Annotated in this window: 17 protein-coding genes; 12 read left to right on the plus strand and 5 right to left on the minus strand. The window is 60.4% G+C overall.

Going from position 1 to position 21,780, the window contains the following annotated elements:
• Positions 1-81: 81 nt before the first annotated feature.
• The 8 genes from K8B33_RS05615 (at position 82) to K8B33_RS05650 (ending at position 9,297) form a co-directional block, all read left to right on the plus strand.
• The gene (locus K8B33_RS05615; RefSeq protein ID WP_223424259.1) at positions 82-879 is read left to right on the plus strand and encodes a GGDEF domain-containing protein; all 798 of its coding nucleotides are present in this window, start codon (positions 82-84) and stop codon (positions 877-879) included.
• A gap of 181 nt (positions 880-1,060) precedes the next feature.
• On the plus strand, positions 1,061-2,230 hold the full coding sequence (locus K8B33_RS05620; protein ID WP_223424261.1) for an OmpA family protein: 1,170 nt from the start codon (positions 1,061-1,063) through the stop codon (positions 2,228-2,230).
• Positions 2,231-2,801: 571 nt separating this feature from the next.
• On the plus strand, positions 2,802-3,872 hold the full coding sequence (locus K8B33_RS05625) for an OmpA family protein (protein WP_223424263.1): 1,071 nt from the start codon (positions 2,802-2,804) through the stop codon (positions 3,870-3,872).
• 26 nt (positions 3,873-3,898) lie between these two features.
• Complete coding sequence (locus tag K8B33_RS05630) at positions 3,899-5,470, plus strand: Ig-like domain-containing protein (RefSeq protein ID WP_223424265.1); 1,572 nt, start codon at positions 3,899-3,901, stop codon at positions 5,468-5,470.
• Between the two features lie 202 nt (positions 5,471-5,672).
• Positions 5,673-6,980 (plus strand): acyl-CoA dehydrogenase family protein, encoded by a 1,308-nt coding sequence (locus K8B33_RS05635; RefSeq protein ID WP_223424267.1) that lies wholly within the window; start codon positions 5,673-5,675, stop codon positions 6,978-6,980.
• Between the two features lie 19 nt (positions 6,981-6,999).
• A complete protein-coding gene (locus K8B33_RS05640) occupies positions 7,000-8,208 on the plus strand; it encodes an acyl-CoA dehydrogenase family protein (RefSeq protein WP_223424269.1) in 1,209 nt (402 codons plus the stop codon).
• 178 nt (positions 8,209-8,386) lie between these two features.
• Positions 8,387-8,797, plus strand: coding sequence for an MliC family protein (locus tag K8B33_RS05645; RefSeq protein WP_223424271.1), 411 nt, complete (start codon positions 8,387-8,389; stop codon positions 8,795-8,797).
• A 182-nt stretch (positions 8,798-8,979) separates the two neighbouring features.
• Positions 8,980-9,297, plus strand: coding sequence for a hypothetical protein (locus tag K8B33_RS05650; protein ID WP_223424273.1), 318 nt, complete (start codon positions 8,980-8,982; stop codon positions 9,295-9,297).
• Between the two features lie 69 nt (positions 9,298-9,366).
• Here K8B33_RS05650 and K8B33_RS05655 read toward each other — a convergent pair whose 3' ends face one another.
• Complete coding sequence (locus tag K8B33_RS05655) at positions 9,367-11,400, minus strand: NADPH-dependent 2,4-dienoyl-CoA reductase (RefSeq protein WP_223424275.1); 2,034 nt, start codon at positions 11,398-11,400, stop codon at positions 9,367-9,369.
• A gap of 124 nt (positions 11,401-11,524) precedes the next feature.
• On the opposite strand from K8B33_RS05655, the gene K8B33_RS05660 reads away from it, so the two are divergent.
• Positions 11,525-12,136: a TetR/AcrR family transcriptional regulator gene (locus K8B33_RS05660; RefSeq protein WP_223424277.1), complete on the plus strand. Its 612-nt coding sequence runs from the start codon at positions 11,525-11,527 to the stop codon at positions 12,134-12,136.
• A gap of 121 nt (positions 12,137-12,257) precedes the next feature.
• Here K8B33_RS05660 and K8B33_RS05665 read toward each other — a convergent pair whose 3' ends face one another.
• A complete protein-coding gene (locus K8B33_RS05665; protein WP_223424279.1) occupies positions 12,258-13,748 on the minus strand; it encodes an OprO/OprP family phosphate-selective porin in 1,491 nt (496 codons plus the stop codon).
• A 235-nt stretch (positions 13,749-13,983) separates the two neighbouring features.
• Between K8B33_RS05665 and K8B33_RS05670 the strand changes: the two genes are divergently transcribed.
• The gene (locus K8B33_RS05670) at positions 13,984-14,643 is read left to right on the plus strand and encodes a hypothetical protein (RefSeq protein ID WP_223424281.1); all 660 of its coding nucleotides are present in this window, start codon (positions 13,984-13,986) and stop codon (positions 14,641-14,643) included.
• Between the two features lie 13 nt (positions 14,644-14,656).
• Complete coding sequence (locus K8B33_RS05675; RefSeq protein ID WP_223424283.1) at positions 14,657-16,261, plus strand: SLC13 family permease; 1,605 nt, start codon at positions 14,657-14,659, stop codon at positions 16,259-16,261.
• A 112-nt stretch (positions 16,262-16,373) separates the two neighbouring features.
• Here the strand turns inward: K8B33_RS05675 and K8B33_RS05680 are convergent, their stop codons facing one another.
• Positions 16,374-17,660 carry an acetyl-CoA C-acetyltransferase gene (locus tag K8B33_RS05680; RefSeq protein ID WP_223424285.1) on the minus strand — a complete coding sequence of 429 codons (1,287 nt, stop codon included), beginning with the start codon at positions 17,658-17,660 and terminating at the stop codon, positions 16,374-16,376.
• A 312-nt stretch (positions 17,661-17,972) separates the two neighbouring features.
• On the opposite strand from K8B33_RS05680, the gene K8B33_RS05685 reads away from it, so the two are divergent.
• Complete coding sequence (locus K8B33_RS05685) at positions 17,973-19,391, plus strand: 3-oxoacyl-ACP reductase (RefSeq protein ID WP_223424287.1); 1,419 nt, start codon at positions 17,973-17,975, stop codon at positions 19,389-19,391.
• Positions 19,392-19,453: 62 nt separating this feature from the next.
• Here the strand turns inward: K8B33_RS05685 and K8B33_RS05690 are convergent, their stop codons facing one another.
• Entirely contained in the window at positions 19,454-20,455 is a 1,002-nt protein-coding gene (locus tag K8B33_RS05690) for an AraC family transcriptional regulator (RefSeq protein ID WP_223424288.1), read from the minus strand.
• A 182-nt stretch (positions 20,456-20,637) separates the two neighbouring features.
• On the minus strand, positions 20,638-21,756 hold the full coding sequence (locus K8B33_RS05695) for a fatty acid desaturase family protein (RefSeq protein WP_223424290.1): 1,119 nt from the start codon (positions 21,754-21,756) through the stop codon (positions 20,638-20,640).
• Positions 21,757-21,780 lie beyond the last annotated feature (24 nt).

Here is a 21,780-nt window from a genome sequence, read left to right on the forward strand (position 1 = left end):
CGGTACGGTGCATGGCTGCGCTAGACTGTTCGACATCAGACGGTATAAAAGCAAAACGCTGCGCGCCGAGCCGGGGATACGATGGGATTCTGGAATCAGTCGCTTGATGAGCAAAACCTGCAGGACATGGAGCCTGAAGTCACCAGCCAGGATCGCCTGCGCGGTATTACCCGCGCCACACAACTGACACTGCTGGTACTCCTGGTCTCCGTTGTCGTGACGGTCATCAGCATTCTCGCCACCGGGGAGCGCAACTGGCTCTTTGCTATCGGCCTGTCCGTGCTTATTCCGCTGCTGATCATGCCCGCCGTCATCTATCCCGTCAGCTGCATCAATGCCGCCCTGATCCGGCACAACAGCTACCTGCAGCAGTTGGCGCGGCACGACCATCTCACCGGCCTGTACAACCGCCCTTATATGCTCAATATGCTGGAGCGGGAACTGGCGCTCAGCAGCCGTCATGATTATCCGGTGTCCGTATTGCTGATTGATTTGCAGAACAATCGGGACATCATAGATCAACTCGGGCGGCACGCCTCCGACAAGGCAATGCAACTGTTGGCGCGGGAGGTTCGGGCGCAAATCCGCGAAAGCGATCTGTTCGGCCGCTTCGAAGGCGCTCAGTTCATTCTGGTGTTACCCCACACTGGGCTACGTGATGCCCTGCGCATCAGTGACAACTTGCGCGAGCGGCTGGCCCGGCAATCGGTACAGGGCGATGTGCAGCAAATTACCCTCGGCGCCAGCGTCGGTGTCGCATCCACGGACACCAGTAGTCGCACCATGCAGGCCCTGCTCAACGACGCAGATTACGCGTTGTACAATTCCCGCAAGCAAGGGCCGCTACCGGGGGCTACGGATACGCAAACACCTGCGTAGCACACACTGAAAACTGCCTGAGCCGTCACATCATCGGGCTATCAGCGTTGCGTCTCCCGGGCAAAGGACCTACCATTTTGCCACGAAAACCTCGACCAGCCCGCATACGTGCCCACTGTATCCGATGTACATTCCCCCGACGGCGCGTATTGCACTCTCTTCACCAGTCAGGAAGGAATCCATGACACACCACTCCCTTATACTTACCGGAAAACGCCTGCTTGCCATGGCATTTACGCTGACGCTCGTTGCCACCCACGCGTCTGCGCACGAGATCCCCGATCACTATGGCTATGTGGGCGGCCATATCAGCCAGTACTGGTTTGATACCGACAAGATATCTGTCAAAGAAGTCACCCTGCCGGGTATACAGGCGGGCGCGCGCTTCAACGAAAACTGGTCTGCTCAGGTCTGGTGGGAACGCAACAATGTCGTCAAGGGCAGGCCCGGACCGCGCATCTATGCTGGCGTCGCGTTGTTGTCCGTCCGTCATCATTTCCATGACACGTCACTGGTCGGCTTCGAACCTTATGCGGGCCTTGCCGCTGGCCAGATCCGTTTTGACCGTCAGGGCAGCAATGTCCGCCACGAACAGGAACTGATCGGTATCGAGTTCGGGGCCCAGCGCCGTCTGTCAGAGCACTGGATCCTGGATCTGGGCGCCCGGCCGATGCGCGCAGCCTCACGTAATGCATTGGAAGGCGAAATCTACGCAGCTCTGAATTTCGTTATGGGTCAACGCCAGCCCGCACCGGCGCCCGCCCCCGCACCGCCGGTTGATCCACGCACCGTCGACAGCGACGGGGATGGCGTGCCGGATTACCGTGATGATTGCCCGAACACCCCGCCGAATGTGGCGGTAGACGAACGGGGCTGCCCCTTGGACAGTGATGGCGACGGTGTACCCGATTACCTTGACCAATGCCCGGGCACCCCTGCCGGCGCCATGGTCGATGAGCAGGGTTGTCAGGTGTATCTGGAACGGGATGTCCGCGAGACCCTGTATGTGGAGTTCGAGCTGAACCGGGCGGTGCTGCGTGAGGCATCCATTCAGGAACTCGGCCTGATCGCACATCTGATGCGTCAGTACCCGGATGCCAGGCTGCTGCTGGAAGGACACACCGACAGCACCGGCGCCGTCGCCTACAACCAGCAGCTCTCAGCCCAACGGGCAGAGGCGGTCAAGGAAGCCCTGGTCGCGCACTACGACGTTGATCCGGCACGCATTGACACCGAGGGCAAGGGCCCGGGGGAACCGATTGCCGACAACAGTACGGCTGAGGGCCGGGCACAGAATCGCCGGGTTGAGGCCATCCTCAGAGCCACGGCGCGAGACGCTGTGTACGAATAAGTGCGGTTTTCCCCACGGGAAATGAAAAGGCGCCCTGGAGGGCGCCTTTTTCATTTTCGCGACCGCTTCCGCCTCAGCCACCGGCAGGGGCGCAACAGGAATGTAAGTTATCCACCACGCTCTTTGTAAGATATTCGCCATTAATCTTGTAAGCATTATCTTACACTGGCAGGTGTATCAAATCTTTTCCGCCGCATTACACTCCGCTACACAAATACCCCTGACACTCCGATAGAGCGCCTGATCCTCTCACCGGCGGCTCCGATTATTGTAAACCGCAGGTATTCACCCCACCGCTCACGCAAAGCTCACACACACGATTTGACAAAAGTACTACATAGCTTGCCTGCCACCAGACACCAACAGCACCAGCACACCAATCCCAACCCACTGAATTTAATGACTTTTTCCAAACCACCCGGCAAAGATTGCCAAGCCGCCGCCGCACGACCAGCCACCTTCGAGGCCACCTCGCCCCTTTTGAGCCGGCTATCCATCATCATTACTTCGCGAACCGGTCTGCCCCGGTTGCGCATTGCGGTTTTTGGGAGTCATCAAGAGGGGTTACACCATGAAAGCTTTTATTTCACAGTCCGCCATCATCGGCGGTCTGGCACTGTTGCTGAGCGCAGCGAGCGCCCAGGCTGATCAGCGGTGGCCGGAATCATTCGGGTATGTCGGGGTTCAGGGTTCACACTTCGATACAGGCAAAGGACGCGACAACCTCGATAACATCCACAACTTCTGGCAGTACGCCATCCATGCCGGCTACCGCTTCAATCCGCGTTTCTCCGCACAGCTCCAGTATGGCGAGGGCGACACTGAAACACGGCAGACCGATATCGACGTCGATAGCAGGCTGATCTCGCTCACCGGCCGGGCGCACTGGCACGAAATGTCGCTGGCAGGTTTTGTCCCCTACGGCGGTGCCGGCTATGGCTACCACCGATTGAAGGTCGACGGCTTCGGCACAAAGCGCGAAGACGCTATCGTGCTGGAAGGCGGTCTGCAGCGCCTGCTGGGTACCCGTTTCATGCTCGACGGTGGCCTGCGCGCTCTGGTCGAACTCGAAGACGGATTCATCGACACGCAGCCGTTTGTTGCCCTGGATTTCCTGTTCGGCAAACGCTATGCCGCCGCACCGGTCGCAACACCCCGTTCAGAAATCTGGATGGATAGCGACGGTGATGGCGTACCCGACCATCTGGATCAGTGCCCGGACACGCCGGCCGGCGCCCTGGTGGACGATGTCGGCTGCCCGATCATGCTGACCGAGAGCGTCAACATCACGCTGTACGTCGAGTTTGATCTGGACAGCACCACCGTGAAACCTGCGTTCTTCGAGGAGATCGGCCAGCTTGCCGAGGTCCTGGTGCAATACCCGGACAGCGAAGTCCTGCTGGAAGGTCATACCGACAGCACCGGCAGCGCCTCGTATAACCAGAATCTGTCTCTGAGCCGGGCTGACGCTGTCATGCGCGTGCTGATTTCAGAGTTCAACATTGATTCCAGTCGCATCCGCACCTCAGGCATGGGCCTGACACAACCAATCGCCGACAACAGCACCGAGGAAGGCCGCGCTCGCAACCGTCGTGTTGAAGCCGTCGTACAGGCCACTCGTGAAGAAATGAAGCGTCGCTGATTACCGGAATTTATTGGAGAACGATCATGAAAACGAAACATGCAAAATGGCTTCAACTGGTCATGGTAGGCCTGGTAGCCACCAGTCTCGCCGCCTGCGGCGGCAGCAACCGTCCCGGCGATCCGCGCATTGATCTGCCGGACGGGAGTGGTGGCAACAACGGTGAAGATCCGCGCGACGAAACCTTCTGCGAAGATCCGACACAGTTGTTTGAACTGGATGGCATCGTGCCCGCAGACGGCGCCACCGGCGTACCCCAGAACATTTCCCCGGTGGTACGTTTCAATGAGCCGGTCGCGGCAGACTCGGTCAACGAAACTACGCTGTTCATCACCGCCAACGGCGCACCGGTACCGGTCACCTACACCATTAACGGGCGCACCGTAACGTTGACGCCGGAGATGAACCTGGCGGCAAACACGCTGCACACGCTGACCATCGGTCCGGAACTCCGTGCTGCAGAGTGTGTGGATCCGCTGCCGACGAAGTTCCTTGCGGAAGGCGAAGCCGGCGACCGTACCTTCGCCACCGGCGGTGAAGTTGACAATGAGCAGCCACGCGTGGAGGCCATCAACCCGGCTGACGGCGCAACGCTCGTGTCCACCAGCGCGTCCATCATTATCACCTTCAACGAGCCGGTACTGCCCGCCACGGTCAACGACAGCACCGTTACCGTCACCCGTCGCGACAATGGTCAGGTGATCACCGGTACCTTTGATGTGAACGCTGAAGTCGCGACCTTCCAGCCAGACGCGCCTCTGGTCATGCAGGAAAACTATGATGTGGCCATCACGACCAACATCCGCGACCTGGCCGGCAACTCCCTGGAAGCACCGTTCAACAGCGAGTTCCGCACCGGCGGTGTGGTTGTCCTGCTGAACGACGAACTGATCAGCCAGATCCCGGGGCTGGGCGACCTGCTGAACACTATCGGTGACACCCTGCTCGGCAACCTGGAGCTCAGCGACGGTGAAGGCGGCACTGGCAGCCTCGACAACCTGCTGATCATCAAACTGCCCCTGGTGCCCGGCATTCCGGAAGGCGGCCTGGATGGCTTCGACGGTGTGCAGTTCGAAGACACATTGATCGCTATCTGTGATCCCTCCACGCCGGGTGAAAACTGCACCCTGGCGCTGGATATCGCACTGGATCCGCTGGCACTGCAGGAGCTGGCAGATGCCTTCACCGGCGGCGACCCGGAGCAGATCCCGGGCCTGCTGGCAGAAGCACTGATTGGCGAGGGCGGCTTCCTGGGTATCAACCTGGACATCCTTGAGCCCAACGGCCTGGGCGTGCTGCCTGGCCCACTGGAAGACGCACTGAACATGGTGCTGGGTGAGTTGCAAGGCGGCCTGGATCAGGTGCCCGTGCTCAACGAGCTGTTCGCCAACTTTGGTGTCGAGGCGCTGGTCCAGGCCAGCTTGCTCAACGGTGCGCTACTGGATGCTGATGTCGGCAACCTGCTGGCTGTCAACATCCTGGATCTGTCAACCGGCAACCTGATTGATCTCAGCGGCGGCCTCGTGGACGCACTGGATCCGGTCCTGGACCCCTTGTCTGAAATTCTCTGCGCCATCCGCTTGCTGTGCAGCAACTGATCGCAGATGTGAAAGTATGAATAACTGAGTTTGACTCCCGCATACATTATGCGGCTTCCAGGCGCCTCTTCCCTCAGAGGCGCCTTTTTTTTGTGTCGCAGTTGCCTTACGGCCAGCCTCGTCCGGCGAGGAAGTCATTGTGAGCTGTTAACGCCAGCGCATAATCAATCCCCACTTCTTCCGCATAACGAGGGATTCCGATATGGCCAAAGATGCCGTTGGCTACGCCCTGACCGGGCTGAACAAAATGGCCAGTTCCAACCTGCTCGACCGCCTCGGACTGCGTCGATTGATCGAGCGCGTCGCCTATTCACTCACGCGCACCGGGTTTCGTGTCATCACTACGTCTGCACGCACATTCGGCAACAGCAAAAAGCTGGATAAGCCAGAGCGCCTGACCGCGCCGGGACACACTACCGATCTGTTTGACCTGAACATCACGGACGAACAGCAGATGATCCGTGATTCAGTCAAGGGCTTTGCGCAGGAAGTACTACGCCCCCGCGGCGAAGAGGCCGATGCGGCGCAGCGCACCAGCGATGAGACGCTGGCCGCAGCGCTGGAGCTGGGCCTGAATTTCTTTGCCGTACCGGAATCGCTGGGCGGCGCCGCCAGTGAAAGATCGCCGGTCACCACCATGCTTGTCGCCGAGGATCTCGGCTGGGGAGACATGGGTCAGGCTGTAGCCATTCTATCGCCCATGGGCGTGGCCAATGCGCTGACCCAATGGGGCTCAGCGGACCAGCAAGCGCGTTACCTGCCGGCTTTTGCGGGCGAAGCGCCCCCCAAGGCCGCCATCGCCGTCACCGAAGCGCAGCTGATGTTCGATCCCATGAACCTGAGCACCACAGCCGTGCGCAACGGTGACAACTATGTGCTCAACGGCACCAAGGCCATGGTGCCGCTGGCGGCCGAGGCCGAACTGTTTCTGGTAGCCGCCCAGACCGAAGACGGCCCCGCCGTATTCATCGTGGAAGGCGGCACCGAGGGACTCAGCGCGGGTGAAGACCCCGCCATGGGCGTGCGTGCCAGCGGCCAGCGGCCGCTGATTCTGGAAAATGTCACGGTATCCGCTGCACAACGTCTCGGCGCCGATGACTTTGATTATCGTGCCTTCATTGATCTGGGCACCCTCGCCTGGTGCGCCCTGGCGGTAGGCAACTGCCAGGCGGTGCTGGATTACGTTGTGCCCTACTGCAACGAGCGCAAGGCATTTGGCGAACCCATCAGCTATCGCCAGGCTGTGGCATTCCTGATTGCTGACATGGCGATCGAAGTGGATGCCATGCGCATGCTGGTCTGGCGTGCGGTAAGCCGCGCCGAACAGGGCAAGGACTTCAAACGCGAAGCGCATATCGCGCGCACGCTGTGCAAGGAAAAGGCCATGAAGATCGGCACCGATGGCGTGCAGCTGCTCGGCGGCCACGGCTTCACCCATGAATACCCTGTTGAACGCTGGTACCGCGACCTCCGGGCCGTGGGTGTCATGTTCAGCGGCCTGCATCTTTGATCAGCGGAGGAGCACGACAATGAATTTCGATCTGCCGAAAAAAATCAGACCGCTGGTTAACAATGCGCATCAGGTTGCCCTGAGTGTATTCCGGCCCATCTCACGCAAGTATGACCGTGCCGAGCATGAATACCCGAAAGAGCTGGATATGCTCGCCTCGGTACTCGACGGTATGAACGACGGTGATCCTGCCTCCAGCGCCGGCGCCAGCCAGACCGGCAAGGGACGCAGCAAGGACACCGCCACCGGCGTCAAGAATGGCGCCAACATGACCACCTGCCTGGGCGCACTGGAGCTGTGCTACGGCGATGTGGGCCTGTTGCTGTCCATGCCCCGGCAAGGTCTTGGCAATGCCGCCATTGCGGCTGTCGCCAACGACGAGCAATTGCAGCGCTTCAAGGGCAAGTGGGCCGCGATGGCCATCACCGAGCCCGGCGCCGGCTCTGACTCTGCCGCGATTCGCACCACCGCGAAGGAAGATGGCGACCACTATGTGCTTAACGGCGAAAAGATCTATGTAACCTCCGGCGAGCGGGCGGACTGTGTGGTCGTCTGGGCCTCACTCGATCCGGCCCTGGGCCGCGCAGCGATCAAGTCCTTCGTCGTGGAATGGGGCACACCGGGCATGGAGCTGGCGCGCCTGGAGAAGAAGCTCGGCATTCGCGCGTCCGATACGGCAGCGATCAATTTCAATGATTGTCGCGTGCCGAAGGAAAACCTGCTCGGCAACCCGGAAGTCGATGTCGCCAAGGGCTTTGCCGGAGTGATGGAAACTTTCGACAATACGCGACCGCTGGTGGCCTGTTTCGCACTGGGTTGCGCCAAGGCGGCACTGGACCGCACCCGCGAACTGCTGGCCGGGCACGTCAACCTGGATTACGAAAAGCCCATTGGCAACGTGAGCGCGGTAGAAGCCGAGCTGTACACCATGGAAGCCGAATGGGAGGCCGCCTATCTGCTGACGGTGAAAGCCGCCTGGATGGCCGACAACCGCATTGCCAACTCGGTCGAAGCGTCCATCTCGAAAGCCAAGGCGGGGCGCGTCGGCAACTACATCACCCTGCGCTGTGTGGAGTTGTGCGGCACCCTGGGTTACACCGAGCACGAGTTGCTGGAGAAATGGGCGCGGGATTCGAAAATTCTCGATATCTTTGAAGGCACGCAACAGATCCAGCTGCTGATCATCGCTCGCCGCCTGCTGGGGCTCAGCTCCCGCGAACTGAAATAACGGTGCAGCGCTGACACAACAAGGTGCCCGCGCAACAGAGTGCCCGGCCTTCACGGGCCGCGCATCCTGTTGCTGCCCGGCTCTGATACTATCGCCTGACTTCAGGGCGCTCATCTGGCACAACGCACACCAATCGACGCATAATCAGTCTCTGACAAGGACAGCCGGAGACTCCCCCATGCGCAAGATGCCTGCCCCCTGCATACGACTATTGAGTCTGTCCGCCCTGCTCTCCGCCTCGCTATTCATGGCCAGCGGCTGCGATGACAGCAGTGCACGGCAAGCACCGGCTGTGTCGACGCCCGTGATACTGCCGCCGGCCGAAACACCGACACTGAGACAGAATACGACCACCGATCCACTGAACCGAATCCGCTATCACTGCACGAATGATCTGGTTGTGACCGTCGAATATGGCGGCGACAGCGCCACGCTGACCCTGGCGAATGAATCGCACGTGTTGATGCAGGAACCCTCCGGCTCGGGGGCACGGTACAGCAACAAGGATGTGTCGTGGCATGCCAGAGAGCAGGAAGCCATGCTCAGCGCTGGCGACGATGCCCGGATCTGCCTGCAACTGGCACGATAACGCGGGCACCGCCGCCCGCCTGACCTCAACGATTGGCCGACGCGCCTGTGAAGATGCGCCAATTCGCCACAAAATGGTCACAAATGACCACCCGTGGCGGCGCCTGCTTGTGTATGCTTACGCCCAGCCAAAAAAAGGACGACAGGGTGAGGGGGGTTCTCATGAGAGCGGTGATCACAGGCATGACAAGCGCTCTGACAGGGCTGATGATGCTGACCGGTGCAGCACAGGCTGCCAGCGGCGGCACCGTGATTCTCAGCCAGCAAGAGTGCGGCTATATCATGGTCAATCTCGGTGGCGGCAGCCAGGCACTGCTGAAACTGATTCGTGGCGAGGCGCCTCGCCCGGGTGACCGGGTCGACAGCGAGAGCGCTCTGCAAGTGCGCGAATTTGCCGATTTCACCAACCGTCGCGACCAGCAGGAAATCACCGTCTGGGTTGATATGATCGACCGTTCTTCGCACCGTGCGCTGGGGCGTTACGGCCAGTACTGTAATTAATCAGGTGCCGGCACTAATCAGGTACTGAAATGAATTAACCGGGCCATCCCTGGCCCTGTGATCCGTTTGCTACAGCTTCGCAGCCACCTCGGCACCTTCACGAATGGCCCGCTTCGCATCCAGCTCCGCCGCAAGACTGGCACCGCCGATCAGGTGGTAGCTGTCGCGCTCACGCAGTTCGCGCAGTGATTCCTGCCCGGCGCAGATAACCACGTTATCCACTTCCAGCAATTGCTCTTCACCGCCGATGCTGATGTAAAGCCCCTTGTCATCAATGCGCTCATAGGTGGCACCGCCGATCATCTCCACACCTTTCATCTTCAGGGTGGCGCGGTGAACCCAGCCAGAGGTCTTGCCGAGGTTTTTGCCCAGCGCGCTGGCCTTGCGTTGCAACAGATATATCTTGCGGGCAGACGGCACCGGCTGGGCTTGCGCCAGATTGCCCGGCGCGTCGCTGAGAAAATCCACACCCCATTCTCGCGCCCATTCGTCCAGAGGTTGCGGCTGCGGTGCGCCATGGTCGTGCGCCAGAAACTCGCCCACATCAAAACCGATGCCCCCTGCGCCGATCAGCGCCACCCGCGCCCCCACCGTGACCTTGCCCAGTAGCACATCGACGTATGAGAGCACCATCGGATGGTCGATGCCCTCAATGGCAGGACGCCGCGGCGTCACGCCGGTCGCCACGATCACTTCATCAAAACCTGCAGCTTCCAGTTCTCCCGGTGCAACCCGGTGACCCAGTTTCAGCTTTACGCCCGTCTGCTCGATACGCTTGCCGAAATAACGAATCGTTTCCCAGAACTCTTCCTTGCCCGGAATTCGTGCAGCCATATTGAACTGGCCGCCAATGCGATCCGACGCATCAAACAGCGTGACATCATGGCCACGCTCCGCTGCCACCGTCGCGGCCGACAAGCCCGCCGGGCCGGCCCCGACCACCGCAACCTTCTTCGGGTTGCGCGTTTTGAGATACACCAGCTCGGTCTCGTAACAGGCCTGCGGATTGACCAGGCAGGAGGCGCGTTTCAATTCAAACGTGTGGTCCAGACACGCCTGGTTGCAGGCGATGCAGGTGTTGATTTCGTCGGCGCGATTTTCCGCGGCCTTGTTGACGAAATGCGCATCCGCCAGCATCGGTCGCGCCATGGACACCATATCCGCCTGGCCGCCGGCGATGATCTGCTCGGCGACGTCCGGCGTGTTGATGCGGTTGGAGGCAATCACCGGGATACTGACCACCTCCTTGACCCGGCGTGTTGCTTCAGCAAAGGCAGCACGCGGCACCGAGGTGACAATCGTGGGCACGCGTGCCTCATGCCAGCCAACGCCGCTGTTGATCAGGGTCACACCGGCCTGCTCCAGTGCGCGCGCCAACGCCAGAATCTCGTCCTGTGTCGCCCCGTCCGGCACCAGCTCCATCACCGACATACGAAACACGATAATGAAATCATCGCCACAGGCCTTGCGGGTTGCCTCAACGATTTCCACCGGAAAACGGCGGCGATTTTCTGCACTGCCACCGTACTCATCCGTGCGCTTGTTGGTGCGCGGCGCGGTGAACTGATTGATCAGGTAGCCTTCGCTGCCCATGATCTCGACGCCATCGTAGCCGGCGCGTTTTGCCAGCCTGGCGGCCCGGGCAAAATCTTTCACCGTCTGTCTCACTTCACGGGTGGACATGGCTTTGGGTTTGAAGGGGTTGATCGGTGACTTGATCGCAGAGGCTGACCGGGACAGAGGGTGATAGCTGTAACGCCCGGCATGCAGAAGCTGCAGGCAGATCTTGCCGCCCGCCTTGTGCACTTCGCGGGTGACCACACGATGGGTCAGCGCATCCGCATTATTGAGCATGGCGCCGGAGAACGGGTAGAACCAGCCCTTGCGATTGGGGTTGAAGCCGCCTGTGATGATCAGGCCGACGCCCCCCCGCGCCCGCTCTGCAAAGTATTCCGCCAGCTTGCGCCGATGCCAGATGCGATCTTCCAGCCCGGTGTGCATGGAGCCCATCACCACCCGGTTCTTCAGGGTGGTAAAACCCAGATCCAGGGGGGCCAGCATATGCGGATAGGGGGAACTTACGGTATTGGCGGCAGCGCTCATGGCGGACCTCATCGGTTCAGCAGTACATCGGTTCGGTAATAGATCAATCGGCCTGCGCCGACCATCTGGACATCGTCAAGATAAGAGGCTATCTTGACGGTGTCAAGACTCAAAGGGATGCACTATGGCCACCCACCAGGACAAGCCTGGCTACCACCACGGCGATCTGCGCGCCGCGCTGCTGCGCGAGGCAGACCAGCTGCTGCGTGAAGACGGCATCGGCGGCATGAGCCTGCGCAAACTGGCGGAGCGCACCGGCGTCTCCCGCATGGCGCCCTATCACCACTTCCGCGACAAGAATGCCCTGCTCAGCGCCCTGGCGGAGGAAGGCTTCCGCGATCTGAAAGCCATGATTGACAACGCGCGCCTTGGCACCGGCAACGATCCCGCTGAGGGGCTACGTGATTTTGTCCGGGATTATCTGCGCTTTGCCACCGATCACCCGGAGCGTTACGAACTCATGTTCGGGCGCCCCCTGTGGAAAAGCGGCGAGCCCACCGACGCCCTGCGCGACACAGCGTTCGCCGCCTTTCGACACTATGCCGACCGGATTGCAGGGCTGTTTCAGAACGGGACGCTACCGGAAGGCAGCAAACCGTTACGGCTGGCGCAGGCCAGTTGGGCAACGCTGCACGGGCTGTGCAAATTGCTCAACGACGGCATCTATGTGGATCGTCAGGATATGGAAGAAGTCAGTGAGGAAGCGGTGCGGTTGATGTTGGCGGTGTTGCGTTAGGGATAAGGGCGCGCGCGGTATCTGCGGGTGTGGTGCGCTTCGCTTTGCGAAGCACACCCTACGGGAGCGATGCAGGGTGTGCTGAGCGCAGCGAATCGGACTGGCGCACCGGGGCACCAGCTCAGAATTCGAACTGGATGCGCAATGCGTACACCATGCTGGTCCAGTCTTTGGTCTCGCCCACCGGCAGGTCGCGGCTGGACGTGGAGGCATCAACATACATGGCGTTGAACTTCACCACGATGTCGTCCACGGGATACCAGTTCACACCCAGGGTGTAATGATCCAGTTCCTGGGCACCACGCGCATCATGGTGATCCGTATGGTCGGCATAGGCATAGCGGGCCAACAACTCCAGCGCACCAAAGCCGCCCTGATTGACCGGCTGCAACACACGGGTCTGGCCGAAATCACCGCTGAACGCCCGATAGTTACGCCGCTCACCAGTCAGAAAGTAGCTGCTCTGCACATAGTAGCCACCGTTGGACAACGACAGGGGATCAGTGGCCGGGTCACCGGTGAAGCCGTGCGCGTTGGCGTCCCGGCGCAGATCCTGCACCAGATATTCACCCTGGAAAGACAGTGCCCCCACGCCGTAAGCCGCTTCGAGTGCATAGGTCGTAAAGTACTTCACATCCTCGAAATCACGCCGCCCGATAACCCGCCCATCAATGGCACGCGTACCCAACCGGCTGCGCATGCGGACGCTGTCATAGTCCCTGTCACGACCACGACTCTTCTCATGCACATAGGAATTACTGCGGTAGTTCGCTGACACGCCGAGGTGACTCCAGATGCCTCTGTTGACATCAACATAGGGCGCAAAGGAACTGCGACCCGCCACCGACCAGCCCTCATTGACGTCCCGGCGTCGGGACACATCTGTCCCAAACAGGCCGAGGGCCGCATACCATTCAGGCCGCAAGGTTTCATACATCACGCCGAGCTGCCTGTCAGGACGATAGGCATCGACAGGCGAGGCGCGCTCAATGAACGAGATACGGCGGGAGCTGGTGGAACTCTCCAGACTGAACGGCTCCTTGAAGTAACCGAAGGCCAGGCGCCCCTCATCAAACAGGTAGGCGACATAGGTGTTGGCGAACCGAATGCCTTCTATATCGTCACCCTCTTCAATACCGTAGGTATCCGGGTCACGAAAATCCACCTCCATCTGCCACTCCCATCGATCATAGGCGAGGCCCAGCAAGGCCAGCCGCGCGCGGCGGATGATAGTGCCGGATCGGCCAAGATCACCGCGATCAAGACGGTCGTCATCCGTGGTTTTGTACGGGTCCTGCAAGCGCGCGTGATCGAACATCACCCGGCCGCGTACGCCGAAGCGATGTGCGCCATCTGCGCTTTCTACCCGGAATTTGTTCACGCGCGTCCGTGTAAGTTCGTCTTCAATGCGCGTGGTCGGTTCGTAATTCATGCCGGGATGGCGATCCACCACCGGCGGCTCGGCGCGCAACGACGCGGCCTCAGCGTCACTGAGAATGCCTTTTTCCAGCAGCGTTCTGATCAGATCATCGGTGGTATCTGCAAGTGCAGTAACCGGTATTGCCGACGCCATCAGCAGCAAACCTGATATCAACCTTGTCCTTATTTTCATGGGAAACCCTCCTCCGGTATGCGGTGCGCACGAAACGCGGTCTCCATTAGCGCATACGTCTCCCCTCTCCCAGCTTGAGCCAGATCAATAAAGGCGGGCACCGCACCGGCAACTATTGATGCAGATCAACAAACAGCACTCCCTGTTCTTTGATGCAGATCAAGCGCGGCCTTCTCGTCGGCGTAGACAATGGGCCATGGACAGAGTGGGCAGTCAGCTGGGCGGGGACAACATCATGGCAGACACCGGGAACCGCTTCGAATGGCGGGCGTTTGCAAAACACTTTGGCGCGCTCGAATACCGCCTGCTCGAGTACGGGCGCTTCATGGATATGAAAGTGAGCCAGGAGTGGTATCTGATTTCCCGTCACAATACGAATCTGAACATCAAGATCCGCGCGGGCAAACTGCAGACCAAGGCGCTTGTGCAGACACTCGGCGAACTTGAACAGTGGGCACCTGCGGGCTCAGCCACTCTGCCGGTATCTGCCGACACGTTTCAGGCACAGGTGCTTGTGCCTCTCCGCATTGCCACCGCCGGCCTGACGATGGAAACCGGGCCGGCATTGCTTGACGAGCATGACCTCAACACCCGTTTTTTTTATCGTTTTCCGGACATGATCGCTGTGGCATTGCAAAAAAAGCGCATGCGTTATGCGCTGGGCGAGCGACCCGGCGAGGACCAGACTGATAACCAGAACAAGTGCATGGGGGAACTGGTAGAGCTGGAGATCAATGGCGCCAGCCTGCAATCCCTTTGCATTGAGTCCGTACATCCGGATCAGGTGAAAGAAGCCGCCGCGCTCATCGGTCTGGATGCCTGGCGCAATCGCAGCTACGTCACGGCATTGCGCGAAACCATGGGGCTGGTGCCGCAAGCACCGCTGCTCAGATGAGTATTCAACCCGAATGAGTACACAGCGCCCTGATTTTGATCCACTGGAAATGGACCATTATCGCATCGACCGTCTGCCGCGACGTGCGCGCTCTGGCATTGAGCTGTGGCTCGCCCGGCTGGGTATCCCGCTGGCTGTGCTGGCCTTCGTCGTGCTCGGCTATGTCTGGATGCCGGGCTTTCTGCTCAATCTGGACCCGACCACCGTATCGGGCGCCGCCGCAGCACGTCTTGCTGAAATCGGGCTCACCGACCTGATCCGCAATAATCAGTTGATGCTGGCGGTCTTCGCCGCCGCCATGATTCTCTGGACCACTGCGGCGTTGCCCAATTATCTGGTCTCCCTGATTGTCATTTTCGGGCTGATCGCGACCGGCATTCTAAGCGAGCGCGAAGCCTACGCGCAGCTGGGCCACCCGGTGATGTGGCTCAACATCATGTCTTTTATTCTCGCCAGCATGCTGGTCAAGACCGGACTGGCGCGGCGCTTTGCGGTCTGGCTGGTGCTGCGGTTCGGGCACCGGGCATCCGGGGTGTTTCTGAGCTTTATCGTCATCAATACGGTCATGTCCGCCTTCATATCGGCCACCACGGCCAAAGCCGCCATTCTGTTACCCGTGTTCATGGTCATCGCTGCGATGTACGGCGCCCGACCGGGCGATGGCAAGAACAACTTCGGCCGCAATATCGTTCTGCAGAACCTGCTTTGCATCAACCTCGGCGCGGGCGCCTTCATGACCGGCTCCGGGGCGAACCTGCTGGCCGTGGCACTGATCAGTGGTGCGATATCCGGCAGTGTCTATTTTAGTGACTGGATGATTGCCATGTTGCCGACCATGGTCGGTCTGATGCTGCTGGGCTACATCCTCGGCTCCCGTGTGTTCTTCCCGCTGGCGCCCGAGGAGCGCATTCCCCAGGTCGCCGGAGGGCTGGAACGATTACAGGCCGAGTACGAGAAGATGGGGAAATTGTCGTGGACCGAGGTACGGGCCGCAGTGTTGTTTCTGGCCATTCTGGTGCTCTGGATCACCGACCGCTGGCACGGCATCAGCGCAACAGCCGTCGCCCTGCTGGGCGGTATTGTGGCGCTACTGCCGCGCATCGGCATTGTCGAGTGGAATGATGTGGATATCCCCTGGCACCTGATGCTGTTTTCCGCAGGTGCCTATTGCCTGGGTGCCGGGTTTGCCCAGACCGGGTTACCGGAAATCAGCGTTGGTGCTTTTTTTGGCTACGCCGGGATCGACAGCAATACGCCCTTCTGGGCGGTCTATCTGCTGCTGACCGCAATCATGGCGCTCAGCGCGCTGGTGTCCCAGGCCAAAACCATGCGTGCCATGCTGTTCGTGCCCATTGCCATTGGCGCTGCCGAGACACTGGGCTACAGCGTCATCAGTCTGGCGCTGCCGGTGGCCTTTCTGATCGAGCATGTTTATGTGCTGCCATTCAACAGCAAGCCGGCGGCACTGCTGTATGAGACGGACCACTACAGTCTGGGCGACGGCTTCCGTTACGGGATCATCATGATGCTGGCGGGCTGGGTATCTATTGTGGTGCTGGGGGAGACCTGGTTCCGGTTTCTGGGCATTACGCCGGATGGGGTGTTCGGGTTGTTTTAGGGGGCGGCGGCGGTGCGCTGGTGCGCCAGTCCGATTCGCTGCGCTCAGCACACCCTACGGGGCGGTGTAGGGTGTGCTGAGCACGGCGAAGCGCACCGACCGGACTGCCGGCTTACTTTTCGAGGATGGCCACCACGCCCTGACCGCCTGCGGCGCAGACGGAGATCAGGCAACGGCCACTGCCTTTCTCGTTCAGCAGCTTGGCAGCGTTGGCCACGATACGACCGCCGGTGGCAGCGAACGGGTGGCCTGCGGCCAGTGAGCTGCCCTTGACGTTCAGCTTGCTGCGGTCAATGGCACCCAGGGGCTTGTCGCGGCCCAGGCGCTCTTTGCAGAACGTGGGATCTTCCCACGCCGCCAGTGTGGACAGTACCTGGGAGGCAAAGGCTTCATGGATTTCGTAGAAATCGAAGTCCTGCAGAGTCAGGCCCACCTTGTCGAGCATGCGCGGTACGGCGTAGGCCGGCGCCATCAACAGGCCTTCTTTCTTCTGCACGAAGTCCACAGACGCTGCTTCACCCAGCGTCAGGTAAGCCAACACCGGCAGACCACGCTCCTGCGCCCACTCTTCAGACGCGAGCAGCACGGCAGAAGCGCCGTCCGTCAGTGGGGTGGAGTTGGCGGCTGTCATGGTGCCTTCAGCACCACCGAAGACCGGCTTCAGGGTGGACAGCTTCTCAAAGGTCGAGTTGCCGCGCATGTTGTTGTCCTGTTCCAGCCCCTTGAACGGCGTGATCAGGTCTTTCTGCCAACCTTCGTCGTAGGAGCGGGACAGATTCTGGTGTGAAGCCAGCGCCAGACGGTCCTGCTCTTCCCGGGGAATGTTCCACTCTTTGGCGGTCACTGCAGCATGATCGCCCATGGACAGGCCAGTACGCGGCTCTGCGTTCTTGGGGATGTCTGGCAGGAACCATTTCGGGTTCAGCAGCTTCACGGCCAGCTTGGCTTTTTCGCCCGTGGTCTTGGCCTTGTTCAGGGCCATGAACACCTTGCGCTTCTCATCGTTGACGCCCAGTGGTGCGTCAGAGGTGGTATCCACGCCACCGGCGATGCCGGCGTCGATCTGACCCAGGGCGATCTTGTTGGCCACCAGGATGGCGGCTTCCAGACCGGTGCCGCAGGCTTGCTGGAGGTCATAGGCCGGGGTTTCCGGCGACAGGCCGGAATCCAGTACGGATTCCCGCACCAGATTGAAATCGCGGGAGTGCTTCATGACCGCGCCGGCAGCCACTTCACCCAGGCGCTCGCCTTTCAGGTTGAAGCGCTGCACCAGCCCCTGCAGGGCGGCGGTGAGCATTTCCTGATTGGACGCACCGAAATAGGCGGTATTGCTCCGCGCAAAGGGAATCCGGTTGCCGCCAATAATGGCCACCTTGCGTACACTTTTTCCTGCCAGCATCGTGTTGTCTCCGATAATCAAAGCGTCAAGCTAAACAAAACGTGAGCGGCAGTCTAGCGGCATGGCGCCAGCGCTCATTGGCTGCATCGCCGATCACGCCACCGTCACCGGTCAATACCCGCAGCCCCCGGGGGTGATTCAATAGCGCCTTTCGCGGCCCGGACGGCTGCTGCGGGCGAGGATTAGCGCCCCTCAGACATCCCCGTCTGTGCTATCTTGCGCGGCATCAGCGCGTGTTATGGCGCCGTACAGTGCCCCATGCCCCGCATCGACATACTGTTTACCGTCACTGACATATATAAGGTGAGAATCATGAGCGACGTCTATCAGGCCATTGCCAACTCCGCAGTGGGCAAAAAAGTCTTCAGTGCGATGAATCTGCCGATTCCGGTGACGCTCGAGCGCCACGAGCCGGGCGAAGTGTCCTTCGTCAAAGGCAAGGTCCTGGTGGGTGCCGCCGCCGGCAGCCAGGCAGCCGCCGCCGTGCTGGCGACCCTGAAAACCGCCCCTCAGGCCAGCGTGGTAACGCTCAGCGGTGCCGCAGCGGAAGCCGAAATCAATGCGGCAGCCGCAGCCGCCGGTGAGACTGTCACCGGTTACACGCCGGATCGCGAAGACGGCGAAAAATTCAAGGCGCTGGTGTTCGATGCTACCGGCATTCGCAACACTGCAGAACTGCGCGCCATCTGGGACTTCTTCAACCCGGTGATTCGCAAACTGGACAAGTGTGGCCGTATCGTTGTGATCGGTCGCACCCCGCAGAAAGCCGATCTGGCGCAACGCATTGCCCAGCGCGGCCTGGTCGGTCTGGTGAAGAGCCTCGGCAAGGAAGTGAAGAAAGGCGCCATCGCCAACCTGGTGTATGTGGATGACGGCGCGGAGAGCCAACTGGCCAGCCCGCTGCAGTTCTTCCTCTCGCCGAAGGCAGCGTATGTGTCCGGGCAGCAGGTTCACGTCGGCAGCGGCGATTTCCAGGCCGCCAGCTTCAACTGGCAGCAGCCACTGGCGGGCAAGACCGCGCTGGTCACCGGCGCGGCACGCGGCATCGGCGCCGCCATCGCCAACGTCCTGGCGCGTGACGGCGCCAAGGTTATCGTGCTGGACATCCCGCCCATGGCGGAAGACCTGAAGCAGGTAGCAGACCGTATCGGCGGTATCGCCCTGGAGGCAGATATCACCGCGGCAGATGCCCCCAAACAGATCAGTGATGCAGCAAAAGCCCAGGGCGGGCTGGACATCATCGTCCACAACGCCGGTGTGACCCGGGACAAGACCCTGGCTGGCATGCCGGACAAGTTCTGGGACATGGTGATCGACATCAACATCGGCTCGGAAGAGCGCATCAACCAGCAACTGCTGGATGACAAGACCCTCAATGACGGCGGCCGTATCGTCTGTGTCAGCTCTATTTCCGGCATCGCCGGCAACATGGGCCAGACCAACTACGCCACCTCCAAAGCGGCCGTCATCGGCATGGTGCAGGGCATGGTGCCGCAACTGGCCGAGCGCAACATCACCATCAACGCGGTGGCGCCGGGCTTTATCGAAACACAGATGACCGCCGCCATTCCTTTCGCGATTCGCGAAGCGGGCCGCCGCATGAACTCCATGAACCAGGGCGGTCAGCCGGTGGACGTGGCAGAGACGATCTCGTTCTTCTCCAGCCCCGCTTCACAGGGCATCAGCGGCAACGTGGTGCGCGTCTGCGGCCAGAGTCTGATCGGCGCCTGATTACGCATTTTTCAGGCACAAAAAAACGGGCTTCGGCCCGTTTTTTTTTGCGTCAGCGCGGATCAATCGTCGCTTTTGGCTTTGCGGTATTCGATCGGTGTCATGCCGACCCAACGCTTGAATGCACGGTAGAAGGTGCTTGGCTCAGAGAAGCCGGTGAGATAAACGATTTCGTCGATGGACTCTTCGGTGCCCCCCAGCAATCGCTTGGCCAGCCGACACCGGTAATCCGCCACCAGCTGATTGAAGTTGGTGCCCGCATCTGCCAGCCGAGTGCGCAGTTGACGCGGTTTGATCCCGAGACGGGCCGCCACATCTTCCAGATTCGCGTGACCCGATTCCAGCAATTCGGCGATCAGACGATTGACCTGTGCCACCAGATCCTGCTTTTCCAGACGCGCCACCTGCTCGATAGCCAGCTGTTCGTGCAAGCGCAACAACTCAGGCTCATGGTGCGCCGACGGCAACGTCATTACTTCCCGGGCAAATCGTAATCCGGTGTAGGGCTGATCAAACAGTATCGGGCAACCGAAAACGCGCTGGTACTCCTGCTCGTCCGCATGCGCCGAATGTTTGAAACTGATCTGCAAGGGCTCGAAGGCACCGTCGGTGACAAAGCGGAAGAACTTGATCACGCCGACCATGCCGCATTCATTGAAATGGTGCAGGCGACGGCTCCAGAACATCTGCTTGAGCAGTACGGTGTCGTCATCCTCTTCGAGCTCGCCCTTGGCGGCATCCGATAACAGACGCTGGTAATTGAGCGCGCGCTTGAGCCCTTCGCCGAACGTCGGGCTGCTGAGGAAGAGATACTCGAGCACCTGACCCTTGAAGATGGGAATGTGCGCACCGAGATGCAGACCGACATGGGGGTCGCCGGACACTTCTTCGGCGGCCTGCCAGAACCACTCCTGGGCGTCATGGGGGGTACGCAGGTCGGGCTGACGCATCACGGCGGCATTCAGGCCCACTTTCTGTAGCACCGCATCAGCATCAATGCCCGCAGCCTGCATGCCCTTGTATGCCATGCGCAGTAATACGCCTGAATCGGTAAGTTCTGCCATCCTGCTTTGTTATCCACGCAATGCATCAACAGTAGGCAGGTTAGCACAGCAAGGCCGGACCCCGGAACCGGGCAGACGCCCGGTTCCGGCTTTGTGGCTGCCCTACTCCGTGTGCGCTACTGACGCCAGGGGCGACATGTGGCGCCTGGTGCAACCCCGTGTGGCACCGGCGTTGGTCAGCATCAGGCTGCAGCAGCCTGACGACGACGCCCCGGCAGGGCCAGACGGTTGATGCGCTTGAGCACCGTCGCGAACTGGCGCGGCAGGGTCCCGGTGTTGTAAGGCAGGTTGTAGCGTTCACAGATCGCCTGCACGCGCGGGCCAATTTCGGCATACCGGTGCGCGGGCATATCCGGGAACAGGTGATGCTCGATCTGATGGCTGAGGTGGCCGGTCAGAATATGAAACGCCCGGCCGCCTTCCAGGTTGCTGGAACCCAGCAACTGGCGCAGGTACCACTGGGACCGGGTCTCGTCCTTGACCTCTTCCTCGGAGAACATCTCGACGCCCTCGGTAAAGTGGCCGCAGAAGATCACCATGTAGGACCAGAGGTTGCGCACCAGATTGGCCGTCGCATTACCCGCCAGCGTGAACAGGAAACCGGGGCCGGCAAGCGCCGGGAACAACAGGTAGTCCTTGAACACCTGCTTGCGCGCCTTTTTCCAGATCTGCTTCAGCTGCGTCGTCGCTTCCGCCAGGCTCTTGCCACGACCGATGCGTTCGAATTCCACATCGTGCAGGGCTACACCCCATTGAAAGAAGCTGGCCAGAATCCAGTTGTAGAACGGCTGGAACAGATATTGGGGCTTCCAGGGCTGGTCGTCAGACATGCGCATGATGCCGTAGCCCACATCGCGGTCTTTGCCCACAATGTTGGTAAAGGTGTGGTGCATATAGTTGTGCGAGTGCTTCCACTGTTCCGCCGGGCAGGTATTGTCCCAGTCATAGGTGCTGGAGTTCAGCGCCGGATCTTTCAGCCAGTCCCACTGCCCGTGCATGACGTTGTGGCCGATCTCCATGTTCTCGAGGATCTTGGAGAGTGACAGCAGCGCAGTACCGGCAATCCAGGCCGGCGGCAAAAAGCCGGCAAACAACAGGGTACGACCGGCGATCTCGGAGTATCGCTGGGTCTTGAGGATGCGACGGATGTATTTGACGTCGCGCTCGCCCAGCGAGTTCATCACTTCTTCGCGAATGGCTTCAAGCTCGGCGCCGAAGGCTTCTACCTGCTCGGCACTGAGGTGGCGCCAGCCGCGGCTGGGCGTCGTGTTTGCGGTAAGGTTCTGAACGGCTGCATTCATGAGTCGTCTCCTTGAGTAGTCGGT

Source organism: Alcanivorax limicola, assembly GCF_019931215.1.
Lineage (GTDB): Bacteria > Pseudomonadota > Gammaproteobacteria > Pseudomonadales > Alcanivoracaceae > Isoalcanivorax > Isoalcanivorax limicola.